We start from the raw sequence: 20,528 nt of genomic DNA, 5'->3' as shown, positions 1-20,528 counted from the left end.
ACTCAAGCACCTCGACTTGATTCGTTTGACGATGCCGTGCCTCAGCGTTTGACGAGGGCTGCGGTTGCTGAATCATTCCCGGCTTCCCCCGGTTCAGGGCGCATCAAGCCTCATCCACAGGGATGAGACCGGCGCCGACACGCAACCCAGAGTTCAGCCGTCGGGCACATTGCGACGCCATCCTGCTAGGGCCCGTCATGATCCGATGGCCCCCGCGTTCAGCCGCCAGTAAAACCTTCGCCAGCGAGTTGATAGCCAGCCCGGGCGCAAGCTTCGCCAATTGGCGCGGCCGCCCACCACTCCGCTGTACCGATCTTTGTCGGACGCGCCATCCCGTTAGGAATGGCGGGCGCGAGTTTCTGGAGCACCTCCATGGCGTCGCTCACAGGGCCGTCGCCCGAAGTGGGTATACGGCCCAAGACGCGGGTGGCGAGGCGCTGCCAACCGTCATACTCCTGCTGGGTCATTCGCTGTTCGCGTCGGGCCCTTTCAGCGTTCTGGAGGATCGTGGAAACATCGCCGAATGCCAGACAGGTTTGCTCGTCCAGGTTCGCGCTGGCCGATGCGGAGGGGGTGGCCGCCTCCTCAAGTTTCGGGGTTGGCTCATTCGCACCGGCTTGGCTTGAGCAGCCTGCGAGGAGCCCGATTAGTGCAACGATTACCAGACTCGCGGTCGGGAACTTGGGCTGCATCCGATTCATAATCGGAGCATAGATCGCGCATGCTCCGCACAGCAGCACGTCATTTCCCGTGGTCGTATCCACTGGTGACGTCCGGAGATCGCGCAGCTCGGCCCTGGCGGCTGAGCGTCATCGTGGCGTGATGGCGCACCCGAGAACAAGTTCATCCGATTGAATGACTGACTGACTGACTGACTGCGGTATGAGTTCGTCCACGGCTGTGACCGAAGCAGTCGCGTGGGCTACCGATTCAACGAGCAGGTGACGGTGGGGACTGCTGCTTGCTTCGGTGGCATTCGATCTGGGTTGTAAAGGTGGTGCTCAACGGGGACGCCTGCAGAGGGATCGGCGGATTCAAGCGGTCATCGCAACAGGACCGATTTGATGATCTCATTCGGGGTTTGGAACTCGAGCCGTTTGCGGGGTCGGTCGTTGAGTTCACGGGCGACGGCGTCGAGCTGGCCTTCGGTGAACCCGTCGAGGCTGGTGCCTTTCGGGAAGTACTGCCGCAGCCGCCCGTTCGTGTTTTCGTTGATGCCGCGCTGCCACGGTGAATGCGGGTCGCAGAAGAACACCTCGATGCCGGTGTCGATGCGGACCTTCTCCCAGTCGCTCATCTCCGGTCCTTGATCCCAGGTCAGTGCGCCGCGCAGCTGCACCGGGAGCTGCTGGATCTTCCGGGTCAGCGCGGGAGCGACCTGGTCGGGTTTGTAGCAGTCGGGGAGGTGAACGAGCATCGTGAAGTTCGAATGCCGTTCGCCGCATCCGGGCGGTGGCCGGAAGCGGCTCCCTTCCGGTCACCGGAGGGCTAACCTCCTCGCATGGATGAGTCGACGAAAGACGCGATCGAGTTCGGGTCGGCGCAACTCGCCGCCGGACTCCTAGAGCTTCTCCCGGGGGGATCGCTCCTAAGCCGCGGGTCGCTACTTCCCGTTGAGATCGCGGAACGTCGCCGCACCGAACACTTTCTCAGTGATCTCGCGATTCAGATTCGCGAACTCCAGGAAGCGGAGCGCCTTCCCTCGATCGAGGATCTCGTCGCCTCCGACGAATTCATGGCCAATCTCACCGAGGTCGTTCGATCGATGAAAGCGACGAGCGACGACGAGAAACGGAGACTCCTCGCCAATGCCCTAATCAACGCGCAGATCGACGCAAATCCGCCCGAGCTCAACGAGTTCTTCATTCGCCTCGCCGGCCGCTACAGCGTCCTGCACGTGCGGATGCTGCGGTTGATCGAACCGTTGCCGCCATTCGTGTCGGCGGAGGAGTCCTTCCCCGTGATCGACGGGAAGCGATCCGGTGTAATGCGGGATCTGCCGGCAATCGTTGCGGCGGCGTTTCCCGAGTCCTCGCTCCTCGTCACTCCTGTCTTCCAGGAGCTCTCCAACGACGGCCTCCTCATCACGACTCAACCGAATACACGGGCGATTGCTGACCTCGGGCGGGACGCAGATCGGGCAGACACGATCTCCGACCTCGGGAGGGCGTTCGTCGGGTTCCTGAGGGACCCGATGTAGGCCTCGGCGTCGGGGAGGGGGCGTACGTTTCGGAAGCTCGAGCTGCGGTCGGGTTGTCCATCCCTATCCGGGCAACGTCCGCGGAGGGGAGGGAACGGGCGGCGGCGGAGTCGTGTGGCTACGCTCGGGTTCCTGGAATCGCGCAATCCGGCGGCGAGGTGTCCTTCAAGCTACGCGGCCGCAATTCAGCTTGTCGTCTGGCGATGATCGTTTCGCTGGTTGGGCCAGGTGAACGACTAGCGTGGCTGTCGTGTCGAAGATCCGGGCGGTGGGGTTTGATCTCGACGGCACCCTGTTCGATCACCGGGGCGCAGCAAGCACCGCTGTTGATACGTTCGTCAGCTCCTTCGGAGTCCCGCCTTCGACGCGCATCCGCCAGGTTTGGTTCGACGCCGAGGAGCTCGAGTTCGAACGTTGGCGGCGAGGGTGTCGACGACGCTCGAGAATCCGGCCAAAACGACGGTTGAAAAGTAGGCCACCCAGACCAGATTGGGTGCGTGATCTCCTTGGAAGATTGGGCGTTGATCAGGCGGCTTGTCGCGGATGGGGTTCCGCAGCGGCAGGTGGCTCGAGATCTCGGTATCGCACGGGATACCGTCGCTGCGGCGGTGAGGTCGGACCGGCCGCCGAGGTATCAGCGGCCGGCGCAGCCGACGTCGTTCTCGCCATTCGAGGCGCGGGTGCGCGCGTTGCTGGCGGAGCATCCGTCGATGCCGGCGACGGTGATCGCGGAGCGAGTTGAGTGGTCGGGGTCGATCACGTGGTTTCGGGAGAACGTGAGACGGCTGCGGCCGGAGCATCGCCCGGTCGACCCGGCGGACCGGCTCACCTGGGCGGCGGGTGATGCGGCGCAGTGTGATCTGTGGTTCCCGCCGCGGAAGATCCCACTCGAGAACGGCACGACCGTGCTGTTGCCAGTGCTGGTGATCGTCGCCGCGCACTCTAGGTTCGTGACGGCCAGGATGATCCCAACCCGGAAGACGGAGGATCTATTGCTCGGGTCATGGGAGCTGATCCAACGGTTGGAGCGCGTTCCGCGGCGCCTGATTTGGGACAACGAGCCCGGGATCGGGCAGAAGGGGCGCCTCGCGCAGGGCGTCGCGTCGTTCGCCGGGACCCTGGCGACGAAGGTGGTGCAGTTGCGGCCCTACGACCCGGAATCGAAGGGGATCGTCGAGCGGCGCAACGGCTGGTTCGAGACCTCGTTCATGCCGGGCCGGACCTTCACGTCTCCAGCAGACTTCAACACCCAACTCGCCGACTGGCTCGAGAAAGCGAACAGCAGGGTCGTTCGCACGATCAAGGCACGTCCCGTCGATCTGATCGGGCACGACCGATCGAGAATGCTGCCCTTGCCGCCGATCCCGTTGCAGCTGGGCTGGCGGGAGCGGGTCCGGCTCGGCCGGGACTATTACGTCCGCCTCGACGCGTCCGACTACTCCGTCGACCCGCAAGCGATCGGACGGATCGTCGATGTCACCGCCGACCTCGACCGGGTGAAAGTCCGCCTGGACGGGCGGATCGTCGCTGACCACGAACGGGTCTGGGCGCGAGGGAGCATCGTCACCGACCCGGCTCATGTTGAGACGGCGCGGCGGTTGCGGCAGCAGTTCCAACAACCCCGCCCCGCCACGGTCGGAGACGACCTGAGCAGGGATCTCGCGGACTACGACCGCGCGTTCGGGATCGAAGGAGTCGCGTGATGGGCGGCAAACAGACCGACGCGGTCAAGCAGATCACCTATCTCGCCGGCGCGCTCAAAGCGCCCCGGATCACCGAAGCCGCGGGCCGGATGGCCGATCAGGCGCGGGATGCGGGCTGGTCGTTCGAGGACTATCTCGCCGCCGTCCTGGAACGGGAAGTGAGCGCCCGCAACGCGTCCGGCGCGGAGCTGCGGATCAAAGCGGCCGGGTTCCCCGCCCGGAAGACGCTCGAGGACTTCGACTGGGACGCCCAACCGACAGCCCGTCAGCAGATCGCCGCGCTCGCCTCGGGCGGGTTCCTCCTCGAAGCGCAGAACGTCGTCCTGCTCGGCCCACCCGGAACCGGGAAGACCCACCTCGCCACCGCGCTCGGGATCGTCGCGGCCCGCCACGGACACCGGGTCCTGTTCGCCACAGCGACCGACTGGGTCACCCGGCTCACCGACGCCCATCGGCAAGGGAACCTGCCCCGCGAGCTCGCCCGGCTCCGCCGTTACGGGCTGATCATCGTCGACGAAGTCGGCTACCTCCCCTTCGAGCAAGACGCCGCGAACCTGTTCTTCCAACTCGTCTCATCCCGCTACGAACACGCCTCACTGGTCCTCACCAGCAACCTGCCGTTCTCCGGCTGGGGCGGCGTCTTCGGAGACCAAGCCGTCGCCGCCGCGATGATCGACCGCATCGTCCACCACGCCGACGTTCTTACCCTCAAAGGCGCCAGCTATCGCCTCCGCGGCCGCGGAATCGACAGCCTCCCCAGCATCAGGACTCAGGATCCGGCAGACTAACAACACGAAACGGTGGCCTATTTTTCGCCCGTCGTTTTGGCCGGGTTCTCAACCGTCGCCGACAGAGGGCTCAGCTCCTTCGAAGAACAGCGTCGACGTCGACTCCTGACGCTGTTGCCAACACTGGGTATCGAGTTCGACGACTCGGCTTCCAGTCTCGATGCGCTGTTCGCGCGATACCTCGCGGCGTACAGGTCCGCCTGGAGACCATTCCCAGATGTGGTCGAGGTTCTCGAGTCGCTGCGCAGCCGAGGTTTCCGCATCGGCGTTCTGACCAATGGCAACGAAGAACAACAGCTCGCGAAGCTGAAAGCGATCGGAGTCGAGGACATTATCGACGCGGTCTGCATCTCCGAGGCGATCGGAGTCCAAAAGCCGGACGCGCGAGCTTTCGAAGCGCTCGCGGTTCGACTCGATATCGCCCCGGCAGAATGTCTGTTCATCGGTGACAACCCGCGGCAGGACGTCGTCGGCGCGCGCGCCGCTGGCATGAGAGCGACACAGATCGAGCGCTATCGCGACGGCGCTCCGCACCTTGCCGCTGTCATTGGGGCCGCACTCGATCTCGCTAAGACCTGATCGACGGCGGCGTTGAGGCCGTCACGATCCATTTACGGGCACCGGCTAGCGTGGTGACCGACCCCGGGTTGAGGTGCCCCTCTGCTACGCCTGTGTGACGCGATCACGCATCGGAGCGTTCAGGCTGGCTGGGGGGTCGGCGTGGGTATATCGAGGGGCCACGAGATCTCAATGGGCTCGGTCGGTGGTAGTTCGATGTCGGCGGGACCGACCGGGTATGAGCTCATTGCCTGTCTCCTGGTCCGGTTTCACGGTGCGGTGTCGAGGGTGGGCGTCGGGATGGTGCCTCCCCCTCCCGCGCACAACGGCAGCAACGCGGGGTGGCCTCCGATCTCAGCGGGGCAGGAGCCAGGCGGAGTATTCGATGACGGATCCGGTGTCGAGGTCGAGACGGTTGCTACCGCCGTTGTAGGTGATGTCGGCTGCGATGATCTGGCGGCTGGCTTCGTCCAGCACGACGGTGGCACCGAATTGGTCGCGGTTGGCGGACGTCACGGAGAGTGCGATGCCGTCGCGGCCGAATCGGTCTTCGACGGTGCCGAGCACGCTCAGTCCCCCTGTGGCGGCAAGGATCTCGAGCGCGGCCGCTTGCTGATCCGCGGTGAGCGTCCATTCGTCTCGAAGCAGGCTGATCGCGCCCCACCAAGCGAGCGCGTCCGCATCGTTGGGGAGGTGTGCTTGGACGGTGAGGTAGTCGCGCATCTCGCGAGCATTCGCGGGTGGCTCGTCGGGGAAGAATCCGAAATCGCTCGGGGACGACCTAGCCGTCTCGATCGGGTCGCCTTCGTCGGGTGCGTCGCCGACTGGTTCAACGATCTTCCCATCGGTAGTGACAGAGTATGGGGCGCCGGCTCTCGCTGACAGGTAGCCAGTGCCGTCCGCATTCCACACCCATTCTTGCCATTCCGGCACGATGACCGGGTCATCGGTGCCGTCCTCCCGCAACGACCATCGGACGACCTCAGCATCCCGTGATGGTCTCGTCGCTGTTGCCGCGCGGAGAATGTCGAGGGATTCGCTGAGGACGTCGTCGATAGTGTCGTCGAGCGGCTGGATCGTGAGCGGTGGGGGTGTGGCGGCGTATGAGGGTGTTGCGGCAATCGGTCCTACCGTGAGCGCGACGACAACCACGGCGGCGGCAACCGGTACGGTCCATCCCCATCGAGCGATGGGGCGAAGGATGCTTCGCCGCGGCGGAGTGGAGACCATGATGCTCCGCATCTGGGACCATTCCCTTGGGAGTGGGGATGCGTCGGGTGCCGTCCTTGCCGGGTCAATGTCGCGCATGACCCGCTCGATCTTCTCGTCAGTCCATGACATAACCCATCGCACCCCCTCCCATTTGCCGCGCGGTGGCACTCCTGATGGGGGCGGAGCTGGTAGGAGGCCTGCAGGGTTCTTCAAGGAGTAATCGGAGGGCGTCTCGTGCCCGGCTGAGTCGTTTCCAGGCAGCTGAGGTACGGCATCCGACGATTTGGGCGATCTCGGGTGCGGTCATCCCGTCCCAGTAGAACAGCTCGAGAATTTCCCGATCCGCGGCCGAAAGGTGTCGTAAGGCGAGGCGCAGGTCGACGTTCTGGAAAGTGGTGTCCGGCCTGTCGGACGCTGCGGCGAGTGTTCGCATTCCCTCGCGTTCGCGGTCGCGGCGCCGGTAGGAGTCGCCGACCAGGTTGCGTGCAGTTTGCAGCAGCCAGGGGCGACGAAACGGCGCAGCTCGGTCGTAACGGCGCCAGGCGATCTCGAAGCAGTCCATGGTCAGCTCGCGGGCTTGTTCTCTGTCATCAACACGTCGCTCCACATACCGCAGCACGGCAGCGTGGTGTTCGGCGAAGAGCGCCTCGAAGGCGCCGCGTCGATCGTTCACCCGCCTCCTTCAGGCCGCAGTTGGTGTGCTGTGTGGAGCATTCATCGAGAAAGGTTGCAATTGCCGCCCGATCCTGACACGACATCGCCATATTCCCTGTCCAAGGGTCTCGGCCGGCCGAAAGCGTGCCGCGAGAACCGCCTGACGCACGATCACTGCGCAGGAGCGTGGGCAGCGACTACATCCAGCACGATCTCACGTGCTGCTTCCCACTCTTCACGAATGCGGATCAGCTCGTCGGCATGCTCGGACACGAGTTCCGCCTGCGCCTCCCAGACCTTCTGGTAGTACGCCTCCGACCAGCCCGAGGATTCCCGGCACGACGCGTCCGCCACCGCAAGGTCTATTTCCTGCTGCGTCAATTCAGCCTCGCGAGGCGGAATTCCGGCCTCAGCCATCATCTCGTCCGAGGGCATCCAGGAGTCCGCTTCGTCCTTCTCGTACGGTGAGTCTGGTACCGACACGTATCCCGCATCCTTCAGGCACCGCTGCCACCGCGCCCCCGCGTCCACGACAGCAGGAGGGTCTTCTGCGAGAAAATCCGTCTCGGCTCTCCACGCGAGCAGTTGGTTGGTGGATTCGCTTACGGCGAGAGTGGGCATCTGCTGGCGAGCCTGGTCGAGACACGCGGAGAAGACAGGCTCGAAACCCGGTGTCGAGAGTGCGATGGCGTTCAGCTCGTGTGTGGACTCATAGGAGATTCCTCTCCAGCCGGGGTTGAAGTTGACGTGGTACCCGGACTCCGTTGCGAGAGCAACGGTGAGCGCTGGGAAGCCAGAAATGTTGGCTTCAGGCTCGAGGTAGCTTTCATCATCGGTCGGTTGCCACGGAATTGGCCAGCTAATGCCCTCCTCTCCAAGGCAATCCGCGACCAGCAGGTTCTCGGCATAGCTAAGAAGCGCATCCGTCGACGGGTCCTGGAACTCATCGAGCGGCATCACCCACCGAGAACGATCCTGCGACGGCAACTCGACCTCCGCAGACGGCGCAGCCGTCGGAGACGACGTCGCCTTCAGTGACGGCGAGCTGCCCGCCGCAGACGCGCACGCCGTAAGGGGAAGGATCAGGCCGACCACGGCGACCAGGGCGATAGGACGGATGTGGATCACGCTGCACACTCTCTTCCGAGCTTGGTAGCTCTCACCCTCCAAGGTTGAACAACGGAGTAGATCCTGACACTCAGGGGCGACGATTCCAGTGACGGCAACACCAACGGTTCGCGCTCAAACGCGACCGTCTCCTTCATCGTGGCCTGGCTTTCGGCCACAATCTGCCCGAGCCCGCCTTGCCCGTGCCGCAGGCCGGTGGACATTCGGGGTTCTCCGTTGCGCAAGTGGGGAGATGCGCAAGGGGATCCGCGTGGAGTAACCCGCCATCAGTATCGGCTGCCTCGTGGTCCTAACCAGGCGCTTCCGCCGACTGTCCGAGGCTCTCACTACGGTGGGCGTGCGGCAACGATGCCGCATTACCCGATGGAGGCCAGCATGAGAGTTTCTACGTACCACTCGACGAACCAGTCCGACCCCGACGTGCATCACAACCAGAGCGATTGTCCGAGTGGGCAGCAGATCCCAGCCCACAACCGCCGATCGGGCACGAATGGGTGGCCCCTCTGCGGTCACTGCGCCAACATGTGAGAGTTGAAGCAGGAGTCGGCAGAACTGCCGGCTCCTGCTTCGGCTATGCGGGCAGTGTTCAACAGCGCGCCTTATCGTCCCCCGAGCGACAGTGCCCGCATAGGGATCCCCAAACGGGCAACGCCCCCAAACGGGCAACGCTCCAAAGTGGGCCCCGTTCGTGCGCCGGAACCCTTACGAGTCAGAGCGCGTTGATCGCCGCAAAGATGGCATAAACGGCTGCAGCCAGTAGGGCAGCCGTGCCGATCACTCGAGTCCAGCCTGAGACCCGCGGATAGACCTTCGGGGCCTTGCCCGAATACAGATTGAGTCCCGCGGTTACATCGGCGACCATCACGAGGATCGTGCCGAGCGCTCCGACCACCACTGCAACGAGATTCAGTGGCCCCGGGTCCATGTCCGTGAGATTGAGGCAGACGAATACTAGGGCGCCCAAGAGGAATGCGACGTACAGGGCGACACGAATAGCACGGCCAATCTTGCCGATCGCGAGCTCGGGGTCGACTTTGCCTGTTGGAGCGGTGGGGTTGGGCACACGTCACCCTATCGACGATTCGATCCCCAAACAGGCATCCGTGTGTCAGCGGGGCCTCTCCGGGCGCGTCTAGCCGAGTATGTCCGGGGGGGGGGGGGGGTAGAGGGGGAGCCATCAACGGCGAGGCCAAGCCGGTTGAGTGACCGATTACCTCGTGGAGGCTAAAGGACTCTCGATCTGCGGCGCACTGAGTGCCCGCGGCCGACGCGCAGCCATGCCGGTTGAGGTGCGGGCGAGAGACGCCGCGTTGCGGTTGATCGCAGGGCTGCTGCGCACGTGGGCAACAGGTTGATAATCACCTACGCGTGCACTATTCGCACCCGCCCGACATCGGCACCGCCGAATCGCCATCAGCCGGAAGGGCCCCGACGTTCGGCCGGGACCCTTCCGGGAGGTCACTCGTCGTGCGGACGTGCGGTCTCGATGAAGCGCTCGCGCGGCGGCTGACCGCCGGTACCGAGAATCGTTTCCTGCCCCTCCGTCACGCGTTCGAATGCCGCATCGTCCGTTTCCGGCTTGGGCGGCCAGGAGGCATCGTTGTTGTTCGCCATGTCACCTCCTCTCACAGCTCACGTGAGATAGCGACGGCCGCAAGGATGAGGCTGGCGCCCAGCAGGCCAAGGCCCGCCTTGACCAGCCGCATGCGCAGTGAGATCCACGCTTCTCGTCGTTCGATTAGTGACAGGTACTGGTCAACTAGGTAGAGGCTGGCCGAGTCGACGTCCGTCTCGAGCAGTCGCTGCCGAACTCTCCCTGGCTTCAGCTCCTCGATCGACTTCGGGAAGATCGTGGCGATACCGAATCCCGCCGCCGCGATGTTCACCACAAGCGCCACGAGCACTTCGTACGACATCGGCGTTGCCACCAGGAGCCCGGCGAACACCGCTGACGAGGCGATGAGCACGCCGGAACGGGATTCCGCGTTCGCCATCCTTCGGTCCTGGCTCGCGAGACGCCGCTCGAGTTCGCCGAGCAACAACGCGAACTGTGCAGCGTGGTCAGTCTTCGGCTCGGTCGCCGGGACCTGACCCGCCTCCGGAGCGGCTTGACCACCGCTTCTACACAGGCGCGACCACAGAGTCATCCCCACAGCATTCCAGAACGCGTTGGAACTGCGCATGTCGGGCAAGCCGTCCCTTTACGGGTGCACGAACGTCGAACATCGCGATCCCCTTGCGCACGCCGCTCGGTGGACGGGCCGTGAGCGTGCGACGTCGAGGGGTGATCGCTTCCCAGTCGGCGGGATGCAAACGGCGCGCGGGCGAGCGTGATGCCGCTATGCGAAACCGTGCTGTGTGATGCACGGGCAACCGCTCCGCGAACCCTATGTTGCGGATGTGACCTGCGACGACTTGCCGCCCATCCGCGAGATGAACTGCCTTCTCGGCGGGATCCATGAGGCCCTGATCGGGCCAGACTGGCTCGGCATCGTGGGCATACTGGTCTCCGCGGCCTCGGCGTTCGCGGCGCTCTGGCTCGCCAGGTCTGCCAATCGACTCGCGAAGACGTCGATTGCGGTCGCCGAGCGAGACGTTGAACTGGCCCGGCGGGACGAGCGCCGCCGTTACGGGGAGGCGGTGATTGCCTACTACAAGCGGCGAGAGGAGGACCTTTGGTCCGGCAAGAACTGGAACTCGCCGCACTACACCCACGCCGTTGACGGCGTCGCGCGGGAGCTGAACGAGCCGAACGCGCAGACGCTGCTCGAATGGCTGACGGGCACCATCGACTGCATCCTTGACGCGGACACGTATGGCGCCGGCCTGGAGGTTGAAGAGTTGCGATTCTTGCGGCATGGAGACGCCATCGCACTGGAGTTCACCTTGCCTATCGAAGTTGGCCGATGGGTGCATGATCCCGAAGGCTACGTCCCGGACTGGACGATTCGTGACGAGGGGTTCCGGGGGTCGAGATCTGCCGTCGAGCCGACCACCGAGCGGACGTGACGATCCGCCCTCCATTTTCCGCGCCTGAGGTCCCTGGGCACCTGAAGCAGCGGGCTAGAGCGACGCAGGCTCCCCTTGCTCAGCGTCGAGGATGGCGGACAGTTCTTCGCTGCTGAGAGTTTGCAGCCCGAACTGTCTAGCTTTGTCCTGAACCGCATCGTCGTTGGTGACGACGATCCATTCGGGTGCGTCGAGATAGACGTTGTCCCGCTGGCGTCCGTCCAACGCGCACGCCACCACGAACGGGTCCGCGGCGCCATGGTTCGCATATAGGTCGACAAGCTTGCGGTCAGACGTGGGCACGGTGGCCATCACGCGCACCAGCCATTCCAGGACTTGGGGGGTCGTCGGATAGACGTTCCGACGTAACGCACCAATGTCGGGGAGCCCCCCTGCTTCACGCAGCACCTCACTGGGGAACACCGAATGCTCGAGGAAATGCGGGCTGGCTCGACGGCGGCCCTGCAACCGGATCAACGCGTTCGTGTCGACCATGTAGCGTTCCCCGAAGCCGGTCATCCGATCACCCGCCGCAAGTCGTTGATCTGGTGTGGCTTCAAACGGTTTAAGCACACCGCCCGGCAGAACTCGCCGCGCGTGATCTTGGACGTATCTAGCGCCGCGAGCATGCGTCGGGAGAGTTCCCGCCCGCCGTACTTCTTCACCGCGTTCTCGGGCAGGATGGGGCTGCGCGGGCCGCCACTAGTCCGACCGTCGAACTCTCTTCGCAGCTCAGCGAGGTGGGCCTGGCCGATGTCCCCGCTGACGATTCCTAGTCGCATCGCGCGTACTGTCACGGCGCTCGGAGTGACCTTGAAAACGTCGGACGCCTGCTTCACCTCATCCAGTGAGGACAGCGGTAGAACCGAGAGCTGATCTGCTGGCATAAGGATTGCGCCAGCGATGTCGTATTCGACGCCGGGATCGGTCTCCGCGCTGCCGCCATCCCAGGTCATCGGCGCGAAGATTCGTCGTGCCACCAGCACCGTCATCAGCGTCAGCGTGAAAATGGTTCGTCCGACCGGTTCCTGCCGGTCGCCGTGGTCACCGCCGGCCAGGAAGATGAAAGGGACCTTGTTGTCGCGCACCGTCATCCCGCTGAAACGTGCATCCGCGTGGGTGAGTCGCTGCGGCATGTAGTTGTTCACGCTTCGTGAGACAAGCACCTGGTTGTCCTCGAGCCGGTCAATGATCAGCTCGAGCGCAGTCTCCTTCTTCCGGCACGCCCGAAGGTCATCCTGACTGAGACCTATCGCGGATCGCAGCTTGGCTGCATCGTCCTCGGGGGAAGGCCCCAATCTGCTGAGCATGCCGACGATAGTGTTTCGAGCGAGCGAGTCATCGACGGCGCGCAGTAGTTGCTGCTTACGTATCAGATCCTTGACGATGAGCTCGACGTCTCGCAGCTGCACACTCGCGCGAGAGCCGATGGAGAACGTGTCCCGACTGACTCCGGCGAGGAGCTTCTGGGTCTTCGCTTCCACCTGAGCCTGGACCAGGGGAAGCGGGGCGAAGAAGAGCGGGAGCGGTATGTCCCCCTTTTCCGCAAGGTACTGAAGCTTTGCAAGCTTGATGGCTCCGGTCTCCAGCGCTGTTTCGTAATCCTTGTAAGTGCCTGCGACCGAGTTGTCTAGGAGGGTCGTGAAGACGCTCCTATCGAGAGGGAAGGTCGTGCCGCCGATGCGGAGGCCGATGGTCATAAGGGCTCGTCGCGATCGACGATGATGCGCCCCGGTTCCGGCATAGGGGCATCGTATTGGTGTTGCGAAATCTCCGCAGTCAGGAAGTCGCTCTCGTAGAACGTCACACACTTTCTCGCGATCATTGAAGACGCCGCCAGCCTAGGGGTGGTCGATCCCGCAATTTGTGACGTCACTATGGCGGCACATGGCGATCCGCTCTTGCGTCGGTGTGCCCGACGGTCGGTCGTCAAACGGACGCTCCCTGCACGCTGTGAAGCCGCGTGGCGCGGATCCTCGATGGGGAGCGGGGCGATTCAACGGCCGGGGAGGTGAAGCCTCACTCTGCGGGATGGGCCCCGGCTTGTTGGTGCGCGAGGCGGCGATGCCGCTCTCGAGCGAAATCCTGTGCGCGAGGGCCCGCGCCGAGCGCGCGCTGCGATATCGCGAGGACGATGCGAGTCGCCGTCACGACGGGCAGGACGGTGCGACGCACCCCCAGCAATTTGCGGTACGGCCGCGGCAGGCTTGCGACAGCGGCGGCGAACAGCACGCGATAGGCAAGTCGCATCGAGCCGGTGAAGGGCACGTCACGCAAGAACCGCACGACCTCGTCGACGCGCTCGTCGCGGCGGAGCTCTGCACGGTCGAGGAACCCCCGCAGCCTCTCCCTCAGGTCGGCCTCGGTCTCGGGCGGATTCTCCACGTGCATGAGGCGCCCAGCGGTGGCCCACTCGCGCACGTATCCGTCGGCACCTCCGGGGATCGGACCGCCCCACCGCTCGTGCGCGCCCAGAAACGCGTCTGCGAAGGCGAGGTGCACCCATTCCGCGAGACGGGCGTCCGACGCCGAGTACGCGTGAGCCCCGGCATCCGTCGCGTAGGTTCCCGCTACGCGCTCGTGCAGCCGGCCGACGCGCGCCGTCTCCTTCTTCGCCTGCGTCGTCGAGCCGTACGTGACGCAGATGATCCACCGCACGGTGCCCGTCAGTCGGCCTAGTGGATCCTCTCGGTAGCGCGAGAAGTCGTGAACGCCGGCCATCGCGCCGGGGTGGAGGGCTTGGATGAGCAGCGCCCGGATGCCGGCGACGAAGGTCGCGGTGCCGGCGTGGACCGTCCAGACCGCGCCCCTGTCGGGAAAGTACCCGTCGTCGTCGCCCTCGGCGAGCTCACGCACCCACCGGGGCGTGCCGTCCGGATCGCCCGAAAGCGCCGTGAGCAGTCGCGCGCGGAGAGAGGGACCCTTCATGGCTCCAGCGTGCCACGCCCGCTGGAAGACCGGCGCAGGGAGGGCCCATCTCGAGCCCACGAGGGGTTCTGGCGCGCGCCGTGCCTCTGGCGAGCAAGGCGATTTCAACGCCCCACGACGAGCGCACGTATGACCCGCGCGAGCGAATGCTCAATGAACGAGCGGCAACTGCAACCCTCGACGTCGACCTACCTCGCGTGGCGGGCCCGCGGCCAGCGATCGGCCCGTCGCCCGGAACAGATCAAGAGCATGAGGCCGAGCGAGGCCATGCAGCCCACCCGCCGGGGGCGTTGCGGAGTATCGGCCGAGCCGCCTTGACGCGTGCCGCGGGAAGGTCCTGCGCGCGGGACTCCCCACTCCGCCCGCTCCCGTCGGGGTAGGTGAAGCTGTGCGCCACCAAGGGACGGATGCCGCCCTTGATGCTCTCGCGATAGTGCCCGGTGACGACGGCGAGCACTTGTCGTTCGAGGTCGTCGGCTTCCCCCTCCCAGGTCGAGTCACAGGCGTCGCAGCCGCAGACCGGGTAATGGAAGTCGTTGAGCAGCCCGGCGTGCATGTAGATCCCCGGGTACGCGGTGAAGACCAACGTCAGGGATGCGGCCGCCGGATCATTCGGTCGGATCCGCACTGCGCGCACCACGTCATGGTACGCGGGGTGAAGCAGATCCGCCGCCGTCTCCACGCCTTCATCGACTTCGACGTCGTAGGTTTCACGGAGGTGCGCGATGAGGGCGTCCGCGACGGCGTGCAGTGGCGCAAACCTCTCCGGGTGCGTGTCCACCGAGTAGGTGGCCTCGGGAGGTGACCCGCCCCACCGGTTCCCGTACTCGATGACCTCACCGTCGGCGTCGCGGAACACCGGCCCATCGATCGCGGGACGCACGTAGGAACTCACCCCGTCATCCTGCCGCGTCGCCGGCGGCCGGGGCGACGTCGGCGAGAGCCGTGACGTGACCGGTCGCGCCGAGTGCGAAGGGGAGATTCTCTAGGACGTGTGCTGCGGGGGCCAGACCACCTGGAAGCGCTCGAAAACGATCTCCTCGTCCTCCGACCACTCGCGCCCTTGCGCCTGTGCAACGCGCGTCCAATATCGACGGTGCTCACGCTGCCAGTTCGCCAGGCTCAGGTCATCCTCGCCCTCATCCGCAGCGAACGCGGCGTCCGCGCTTGCGAACGGACCGAGGCGCAGCTCCACAGTCCGAATGATGATCCTGGGCACACCACGCCCGTCGCAGGCGATCCAGTGCGACCCGACGCGGGGGAATGTCATCGCCACGGGCGATGTAGTCCGCGACGAGTTCTGAGGTCGCCCTCTTGCGTCCCCTGAGCACATGCGCCAAGAGTTCGTCGGCCAGTCTCTCCGAGTCGCCGAAGTGCTCGATCGTGTATTCGGAGCACACCGAAACCGCCTCGGGGTGCGCCGCGGCATACTCCTGCCACATTCGTCGTCCGGCGTGAACGTCGACCGGGCCGGCGGGTGATGAGGTCACAGTCCATTGTGCCAAGAGCCCAGGCGAGCCAGGAGCCACCGCCTGACGAGACGCGTGGGCTGGAGCGGGGTTCGCCGGGCTTCTAATCGGCGGTTCGTGGCCCGTCAAGCCCCTCAGTCTGTTGGGTGCTGATCTCGCACCCTGAAGCCCCTCGGCGCGTGTACACCGCGCGGAGAATCCGAAGGAGCAGCCGTGACCCTCCATGCCGCGCAGCGGGTGACCGATCGTGCCAAGGCGCTGGGCCCACGTCACGCTCGCGGCCGTGGCGCCGTGGCCTCTGTCGAGTCCACGCGGGTCGGAGGCGGTGCCTGGGTCGTCAGCGACCTGAGGCTGAGCGCTGGTGGGGAGTAGGCCATGCCGGCGCCAGGGAACGAAGTCAGCGTATGGGAGCGCTACGCCACAGAGCTTGCCCTCGCCTTCGCCGATAGCCCCGGGCGAATCGTCGCTGTGCGGGTGGCCTACTTCACCCACGGCTTCGACGTCGATCTGATCAGCGAACTGAGCGGTTTTCCGGTGTGGAGGATCCGCCAGGCCATCGCCAGCGGGCCGCCACCAGCGGACTAGGGCGAGTGGGCGGGGTTCAGTGGTGCAGAGGCCCGGGAAGCGCTCTGACGCGAGACGAGGAATCGACGCGTCCCACGATCTCGCACTGCCCGGGCAGCGGCTCCGCCACGGCGATCACAGCTCCGCGGGCAGGGGGCTGATGGCCGTCACCGCACTGGTGCGCAGCTCGGCGAGCAGCGTGTCGAAGCGCGTGGTGCCGATGGCGGCGTGCGGGCCGGGCAGGAGGGTGCGCATCCCGATGCGTCCGCCGAAATAGCGTGCACGGTGATCCGCCAGGACGAGCCGGGAGTCGTTGCGTGCCACGAGCGCTTGCCGCACGAAGTCATCGAGAGGGAAGCGCTCGGGCCCTGCGATCTCGACGTCGTCGTTCACGGGCGGGGCGAGGATGGTGCGCACGAGTGCGTCCGCGACGTCGTCCGCGGCGATCGGCTGGACCAGTGCGCGCGGAAGTCGCACGGAGCCGCCGGCCGTGGCTGCGTCGGCGATCTCGCCCACGAACTCGAAGAACTGCGTGGCGTGCACGAGCGTGTAAGGCATGCCGGATCCGCGGATCAGGCGTTCTTGCATCGCCTTCGCGGCGTAGTAGCGGATGTCGGGGCGACGGCGGGTCCCGACGATCGTGAGCGCGACATGATGACCGGCGCCCGCGCTCCGACCCTCACGGAGGAGGTTGGCCGTGGATCGCCGGAAGAAGGCGTCGGCCGCAGCGGGCTCGGAAGCGGGCGGGCGGGTCACGTCCACGACGACATCCGCGCCACTCAGCGCTTCACGCAGCCCGGCCCCCGATGCCGAGTCCACGCCCATCGATCGTGCGACGAGGACGACGTCGTGCCCGAGGAGCTTCGCGGCGACCCGGGAGCCGATCCGGCCCGTTCCGCCCACGAGGACGATTCTCATGATTCTGCTCCTTTTGCTGAGCGGGCGGCGCCGGCGGAAGAGCCCGCGCCGCCCACGGGTTCAGACGGTCGCCGCTGCCACGCGAGCGGTGAGGGAGGCGCTGCTCGCGGCGGCGATGGTGTCGGCAACGGCCGTGGGCTGAGACACCGAGACGGCATGCGACGCGCCGGCGATCTCGCGTGTTTCACGGGCACCGGCGCGTGCTGCTCCCGCGCGATGCACGGCGGCGGGGATGTTCCGGTCCAGCTCGCCGAAGACGTGCCAGGACGGGATGTCCCGCCACGCGGGCCGATCGGTCGGGAGGCCCTCGGTGAGGGCGGCCTGCGTCACCGGCCGCTGCGTCGCCGCCATCAGCGTCGCCTGCGCCGGCGGCACATCGGCGGCGAACTGCTGGGCGAAGATGTCCTGCCGGATGACGAACTCGTCACCGCCGCTGTGCACGGGATACGCGTTCAGCGCGTCGCCCAGGGTGCTCCCCGGCTCGCTCGCCGACAGCTCGAAGGCGCTCTGCCCGGTATCGGGCACGAACGCGGCGACGTACACCAGCGCCACGACGACGTCGTTGCGCGAAGCCGCCTCGGTGATCACCATCCCGGCGTAGGAGTGGCCCACGAGGATGACGGGTCCGCCGATGGAGGCGATGACGTCGCGGACGTAGGCCGCGTCGCCGGCGAGGCTCCGCAGCGGGTTGGCCACGGCGACGACGGCGAGGCCGTGACCCAGCAGCTGTGCGATGACGTCGTTCCACGACGCCGACTCGGCGAAGGCGCCGTGGACGAGGACGACGGTGGGCTGGGGATCGGTCATTGTTCTGTTCCTTTTCTTGGGAGAGGGATGCGGATGATCAGCGCGAGGCGAATGCCGTGCGCAGGGCGGAGACGGCCTGATCGATCGCGGCCGTGCTCGCGGCGGTGCGGCGCACCGGGTTGAGCATCATGAAGTCGTGCAGGGTGGCGTCGTAGCGGACGAGGGTGGTGCGGACGCCCGCCTGGATGAGCTTCCGCCCGTAGGCTTCGCCCTCGTCGCGCAGGACGTCGTTCTCGTCGACGATGAGCAGCGTCTCCGGGAGCCCGGCGAGCTCTTCAGCTCCGGCTCGCAGCGGGGAGGCCGTGGGCTCTCCACGGCGCGAAGTGTCGGGGAGGTAGCAGTCCCAGAACCACGCCATGGCCTTCGCCGTGAGGTGCGGGCCGTCGGCGAATTCGCGGTAGCTCTCGGTGTTCTGCGCGGCATCCGTGACCGGGTAGTAGAGCGACTGATGGATGAACGACACATCACCGCGCCTGCGGGCGAGGATGGCGAGCGCGGCAGCCATGTTGCCCCCGACCGAATCGCCGGCGACGGCGAGGCGGCCTGCATCCAGGCCCCGCTCCTTCCCGTGGCGGACGATCCAGCGTGCGGTGGCGTAGGCCTGCTCGATGGCGACGGGGTAGCGCGCCTCGGGGGAGCGGTCGTACTCGACGAAGACGACGGCCGCGTCCGCTCCGACCGCGAGCTCGCGCACGAGGCGGTCGTGCGTGCCGGCGTTGCCGAGCACCCACCCGCCCCCGTGCACGTACAGCAGGACGGGGAGGGGCTCGTGCGCTCCGGGAGGCGTGACGACGCGTACGCGCACGTCCCCGACGTCGGCGGGCACGGTGATCCATTCCTCGTCGATGGCGGGCTTGTCGACGGGTTCGGCCTGCACGCTGTCGAGCAGGGCGCGCGCGCCGTCGACGCCGAGGTCGGCGAGGCGGGGAGGCGTGGCGGCGGCGTCCGCGAACGCCTGGGCGTCGGGTTCCAGGACGGGTTCGGGCATGGTGTTCCTCTCATGTCGATCGGCCGAAGCCGGGGCGGGCTGTTGAGAGTTATGACCGGCCGCAGCGGCCACCTGTGACCGACGCCGCCGATTCCGCCCCATCCGGCGCCGGTCGGGGGTAGCCCCGGCGTGTCGTGTCACAACGTGACGTGCTGTCCGGTCAACGGTCCAGGGGCGCCGATGGTGCGTGCCGGGAACGCAGGTGAGGAGCGGAGTGCGAATGGACGCCATGGGAGGAAGAGAGGTGCAGGCGATGACCGACCCGCGCACGCCGACAGAGGTCTTCGGCGCCGAGCGACGGCGGCTCTTCGGTATCGCCTATCGGATGCTGGGGACCGTCGCGGATGCGGAGGACATCCTGCAGGAGGTGTGGATCCGGTGGGAGCACAGCGACCAGGGCGCGGTGCGGGAACCTGCCGCCTTTCTCACGACGGTGACCACCCGGCTCTGCATCAACGAGATGCAGTCCGCGCGCGCTCGGCGGGAGACCTACATCGGCCCGTGGCTTCCCGAGCCGGTCAACACCGAAGACGACCCCGCGCTCGGCGCCGAGCGCGGGGAGGCCCTGCAGTTCGCAGTGCTTCTGCTGCTCGAGAATCTGACCCCGACCGAGCGGGCGGCGTACGTGCTGCGGGAAGCCCTGGACTACCCGTACGACAAGATCGCGGAGATCGTCCGATCAAGCGTCACGAGCGCGCGTCAGCTCGTCAGCCGCGCTCGCCGCCACCTGGCCGAGGGTCGGCGCACCCCTGCACCCGCTCCGGATCAGCGACGACTCCTCGAAGCCTTCCTCACGGCCGCGCGAGGGGGCGACGTCTCGGCCCTGGAGGAGCTGTTCATCGAGGACGTCGTCAGCTACACCGACGGCAATGGCGTCAAGCTCGCCGCGCGCATTCCCATGCACGGCCGCGGACGCGTGGCGAAGTTCGTCGCGGCGTTCTCGAGTCATTTCTGGACGGGCAAGACGATCGGCTGGGTGCAGGTCAACGGCCAGCCCGCCGCGACGCTTTCCGAGGGGGGAGAGGTCACCACGATCGTCACGATCACGTCGGCCGCCGACGGCATCGCGCAGCTTCTCTGGGTGATGAGCCCTGACAAGCTGCGACACGTCGTTCCGGCGGGGGGATGACGACCCCGCTGGGGTCGGCGTGGGCACGGAGCGTGTGGGGGAGGTCCGCGCGCCGCCGCTCTGCACTCGACGCTCTCCGTGATGCCGTCGCCGACGGCCGTGCGGAGGTCGTGGCGGAGATGCTGCACAGGGCGGTGACCCTCGTCGTGGACGGGGGTGGACGCGTGTCAGCACCCTCGGCACCGGTGCGCGGCCGCCATGCCGCCGCGGCCGGTCTCGTGGATGTGCTGCCGCGCGACGCCGACAGCGCGGCGACGGTGGCCTCCGTCAACGGCGCTCCGGCGCTCGTCGTCCGGCGCGGCGCGGAGGTGGTCGCCGTGGTCGTGACGGCGCTTCGGGGGCGTCGGATCGCCACGATGTGGGTAGTCGTGAACCCCGACAAGCTCGTGCACTGGAACAGATCCTCGTGACGTCACACATCGGCCACTCCCGCGGTCATGACTTGCGAGGCGCCGCTGGGGCGCCACGGAACG

23 protein-coding genes and 1 pseudogene are annotated in these 20,528 nt (G+C 66.3%); 8 read left to right on the top strand and 16 right to left on the bottom strand.

What is annotated here, in order from left to right:
* Nucleotides 1-218: 218 nt before the first annotated feature.
* Together E4K62_RS10845 and E4K62_RS10840 are read right to left on the bottom strand one after the other, a co-directional pair.
* Nucleotides 219-701 (bottom strand): hypothetical protein, encoded by a 483-nt coding sequence (locus E4K62_RS10845; protein WP_135067345.1) that lies wholly within the window; start codon nt 699-701, stop codon nt 219-221.
* Nucleotides 702-1,042: 341 nt separating this feature from the next.
* A pseudogene (locus E4K62_RS10840) lies at nt 1,043-1,438 on the bottom strand (IS30 family transposase); the annotation flags it as partial.
* 63 nt (nt 1,439-1,501) lie between these two features.
* Between E4K62_RS10840 and E4K62_RS10835 the strand changes: the two are divergent.
* The 4 genes from E4K62_RS10835 to E4K62_RS10820 all read left to right on the top strand — a co-directional run bounded on the left by E4K62_RS10835 (nt 1,502) and on the right by E4K62_RS10820 (nt 5,270).
* Nucleotides 1,502-2,200, top strand: coding sequence for a hypothetical protein (locus E4K62_RS10835; RefSeq protein ID WP_135067341.1), 699 nt, complete (start codon nt 1,502-1,504; stop codon nt 2,198-2,200).
* Between the two features lie 497 nt (nt 2,201-2,697).
* Complete coding sequence (gene istA, locus E4K62_RS10830) at nt 2,698-3,903, top strand: IS21 family transposase (RefSeq protein ID WP_135067339.1); 1,206 nt, start codon at nt 2,698-2,700, stop codon at nt 3,901-3,903.
* A complete protein-coding gene (gene istB / locus E4K62_RS10825; RefSeq protein WP_135067337.1) occupies nt 3,903-4,691 on the top strand; it encodes an IS21-like element helper ATPase IstB in 789 nt (262 codons plus the stop codon). The genes istA and istB overlap by 1 nt, the downstream gene beginning before the upstream one ends.
* A gap of 12 nt (nt 4,692-4,703) precedes the next feature.
* On the top strand, nt 4,704-5,270 hold the full coding sequence (locus tag E4K62_RS10820; protein WP_135067334.1) for an HAD family hydrolase: 567 nt from the start codon (nt 4,704-4,706) through the stop codon (nt 5,268-5,270).
* A gap of 333 nt (nt 5,271-5,603) precedes the next feature.
* Here the strand turns inward: E4K62_RS10820 and E4K62_RS10815 are convergent, their stop codons facing one another.
* The 6 genes from E4K62_RS10815 to E4K62_RS10795 form a co-directional block, all read right to left on the bottom strand.
* On the bottom strand, nt 5,604-6,491 hold the full coding sequence (locus E4K62_RS10815) for a hypothetical protein (protein WP_135067332.1): 888 nt from the start codon (nt 6,489-6,491) through the stop codon (nt 5,604-5,606).
* An 85-nt stretch (nt 6,492-6,576) separates the two neighbouring features.
* Nucleotides 6,577-7,134: an RNA polymerase sigma factor gene (locus tag E4K62_RS10810; RefSeq protein ID WP_135067330.1), complete on the bottom strand. Its 558-nt coding sequence runs from the start codon at nt 7,132-7,134 to the stop codon at nt 6,577-6,579.
* Between the two features lie 152 nt (nt 7,135-7,286).
* Nucleotides 7,287-8,243, bottom strand: a complete 957-nt coding sequence (locus E4K62_RS10805; protein ID WP_135067328.1) for a hypothetical protein — start codon at nt 8,241-8,243, stop codon at nt 7,287-7,289.
* Between the two features lie 709 nt (nt 8,244-8,952).
* The gene (locus tag E4K62_RS10800) at nt 8,953-9,306 is read right to left on the bottom strand and encodes a hypothetical protein (protein WP_135067326.1); all 354 of its coding nucleotides are present in this window, start codon (nt 9,304-9,306) and stop codon (nt 8,953-8,955) included.
* A gap of 395 nt (nt 9,307-9,701) precedes the next feature.
* Nucleotides 9,702-9,857 (bottom strand): hypothetical protein, encoded by a 156-nt coding sequence (locus E4K62_RS18705; RefSeq protein ID WP_167747774.1) that lies wholly within the window; start codon nt 9,855-9,857, stop codon nt 9,702-9,704.
* An 11-nt stretch (nt 9,858-9,868) separates the two neighbouring features.
* On the bottom strand, nt 9,869-10,435 hold the full coding sequence (locus E4K62_RS10795; protein ID WP_167747773.1) for a hypothetical protein: 567 nt from the start codon (nt 10,433-10,435) through the stop codon (nt 9,869-9,871).
* Between the two features lie 208 nt (nt 10,436-10,643).
* Between E4K62_RS10795 and E4K62_RS10790 the strand changes: the two genes are divergently transcribed.
* Entirely contained in the window at nt 10,644-11,252 is a 609-nt protein-coding gene (locus tag E4K62_RS10790) for a hypothetical protein (protein WP_135067322.1), read from the top strand.
* Nucleotides 11,253-11,306: 54 nt separating this feature from the next.
* On the opposite strand, the gene E4K62_RS10785 is transcribed toward E4K62_RS10790, so the two are convergent.
* The 5 genes from E4K62_RS10785 to E4K62_RS19050 form a co-directional block, all read right to left on the bottom strand.
* Nucleotides 11,307-11,771: a PIN domain-containing protein gene (locus E4K62_RS10785; protein ID WP_135067320.1), complete on the bottom strand. Its 465-nt coding sequence runs from the start codon at nt 11,769-11,771 to the stop codon at nt 11,307-11,309.
* Nucleotides 11,768-12,952 (bottom strand): hypothetical protein, encoded by a 1,185-nt coding sequence (locus E4K62_RS10780; protein WP_135067318.1) that lies wholly within the window; start codon nt 12,950-12,952, stop codon nt 11,768-11,770. Before E4K62_RS10780 ends, E4K62_RS10785 begins: the two co-directional genes overlap by 4 nt.
* A gap of 319 nt (nt 12,953-13,271) precedes the next feature.
* Nucleotides 13,272-14,180 (bottom strand): oxygenase MpaB family protein, encoded by a 909-nt coding sequence (locus E4K62_RS10775; RefSeq protein ID WP_135067316.1) that lies wholly within the window; start codon nt 14,178-14,180, stop codon nt 13,272-13,274.
* 241 nt (nt 14,181-14,421) lie between these two features.
* Nucleotides 14,422-15,039 carry a DUF6226 family protein gene (locus E4K62_RS10770; protein WP_240742665.1) on the bottom strand — a complete coding sequence of 206 codons (618 nt, stop codon included), beginning with the start codon at nt 15,037-15,039 and terminating at the stop codon, nt 14,422-14,424.
* Nucleotides 15,040-15,165: 126 nt separating this feature from the next.
* Nucleotides 15,166-15,450: an ASCH domain-containing protein gene (locus E4K62_RS19050; RefSeq protein ID WP_374108109.1), complete on the bottom strand. Its 285-nt coding sequence runs from the start codon at nt 15,448-15,450 to the stop codon at nt 15,166-15,168.
* 574 nt (nt 15,451-16,024) lie between these two features.
* Here E4K62_RS19050 and E4K62_RS10760 point away from each other — a divergent pair.
* Entirely contained in the window at nt 16,025-16,234 is a 210-nt protein-coding gene (locus E4K62_RS10760; RefSeq protein ID WP_135067312.1) for a hypothetical protein, read from the top strand.
* Between the two features lie 114 nt (nt 16,235-16,348).
* Here E4K62_RS10760 and E4K62_RS10755 read toward each other — a convergent pair whose 3' ends face one another.
* Genes E4K62_RS10755 through E4K62_RS10745 form a run of 3 tightly spaced genes read right to left on the bottom strand, consistent with a single transcriptional unit; the run spans nt 16,349 to nt 18,926 of the window.
* The gene (locus E4K62_RS10755) at nt 16,349-17,131 is read right to left on the bottom strand and encodes an SDR family oxidoreductase (protein WP_135067310.1); all 783 of its coding nucleotides are present in this window, start codon (nt 17,129-17,131) and stop codon (nt 16,349-16,351) included.
* A 60-nt stretch (nt 17,132-17,191) separates the two neighbouring features.
* Nucleotides 17,192-17,938: an alpha/beta fold hydrolase gene (locus E4K62_RS10750; RefSeq protein ID WP_135067308.1), complete on the bottom strand. Its 747-nt coding sequence runs from the start codon at nt 17,936-17,938 to the stop codon at nt 17,192-17,194.
* A 37-nt stretch (nt 17,939-17,975) separates the two neighbouring features.
* A complete protein-coding gene (locus E4K62_RS10745; protein ID WP_135067306.1) occupies nt 17,976-18,926 on the bottom strand; it encodes an alpha/beta hydrolase in 951 nt (316 codons plus the stop codon).
* Nucleotides 18,927-19,179: 253 nt separating this feature from the next.
* On the opposite strand from E4K62_RS10745, the gene E4K62_RS10740 reads away from it, so the two are divergent.
* Both E4K62_RS10740 and E4K62_RS10735 read left to right on the top strand, forming a co-directional pair.
* On the top strand, nt 19,180-20,055 hold the full coding sequence (locus E4K62_RS10740) for an RNA polymerase sigma-70 factor (RefSeq protein WP_205805745.1): 876 nt from the start codon (nt 19,180-19,182) through the stop codon (nt 20,053-20,055).
* Nucleotides 20,052-20,465 carry a sigma-70 family RNA polymerase sigma factor family protein gene (locus E4K62_RS10735; protein WP_135067304.1) on the top strand — a complete coding sequence of 138 codons (414 nt, stop codon included), beginning with the start codon at nt 20,052-20,054 and terminating at the stop codon, nt 20,463-20,465. Before E4K62_RS10740 ends, E4K62_RS10735 begins: the two co-directional genes overlap by 4 nt.
* The last annotated feature ends 63 nt before the right edge of the window (nt 20,466-20,528 follow it).

Origin of the sequence: Microbacterium wangchenii (assembly GCF_004564355.1) — a bacterium.
Lineage (GTDB): Bacteria > Actinomycetota > Actinomycetes > Actinomycetales > Microbacteriaceae > Microbacterium > Microbacterium wangchenii.
This window is presented reverse-complemented; position numbering and strand designations above follow the sequence as displayed.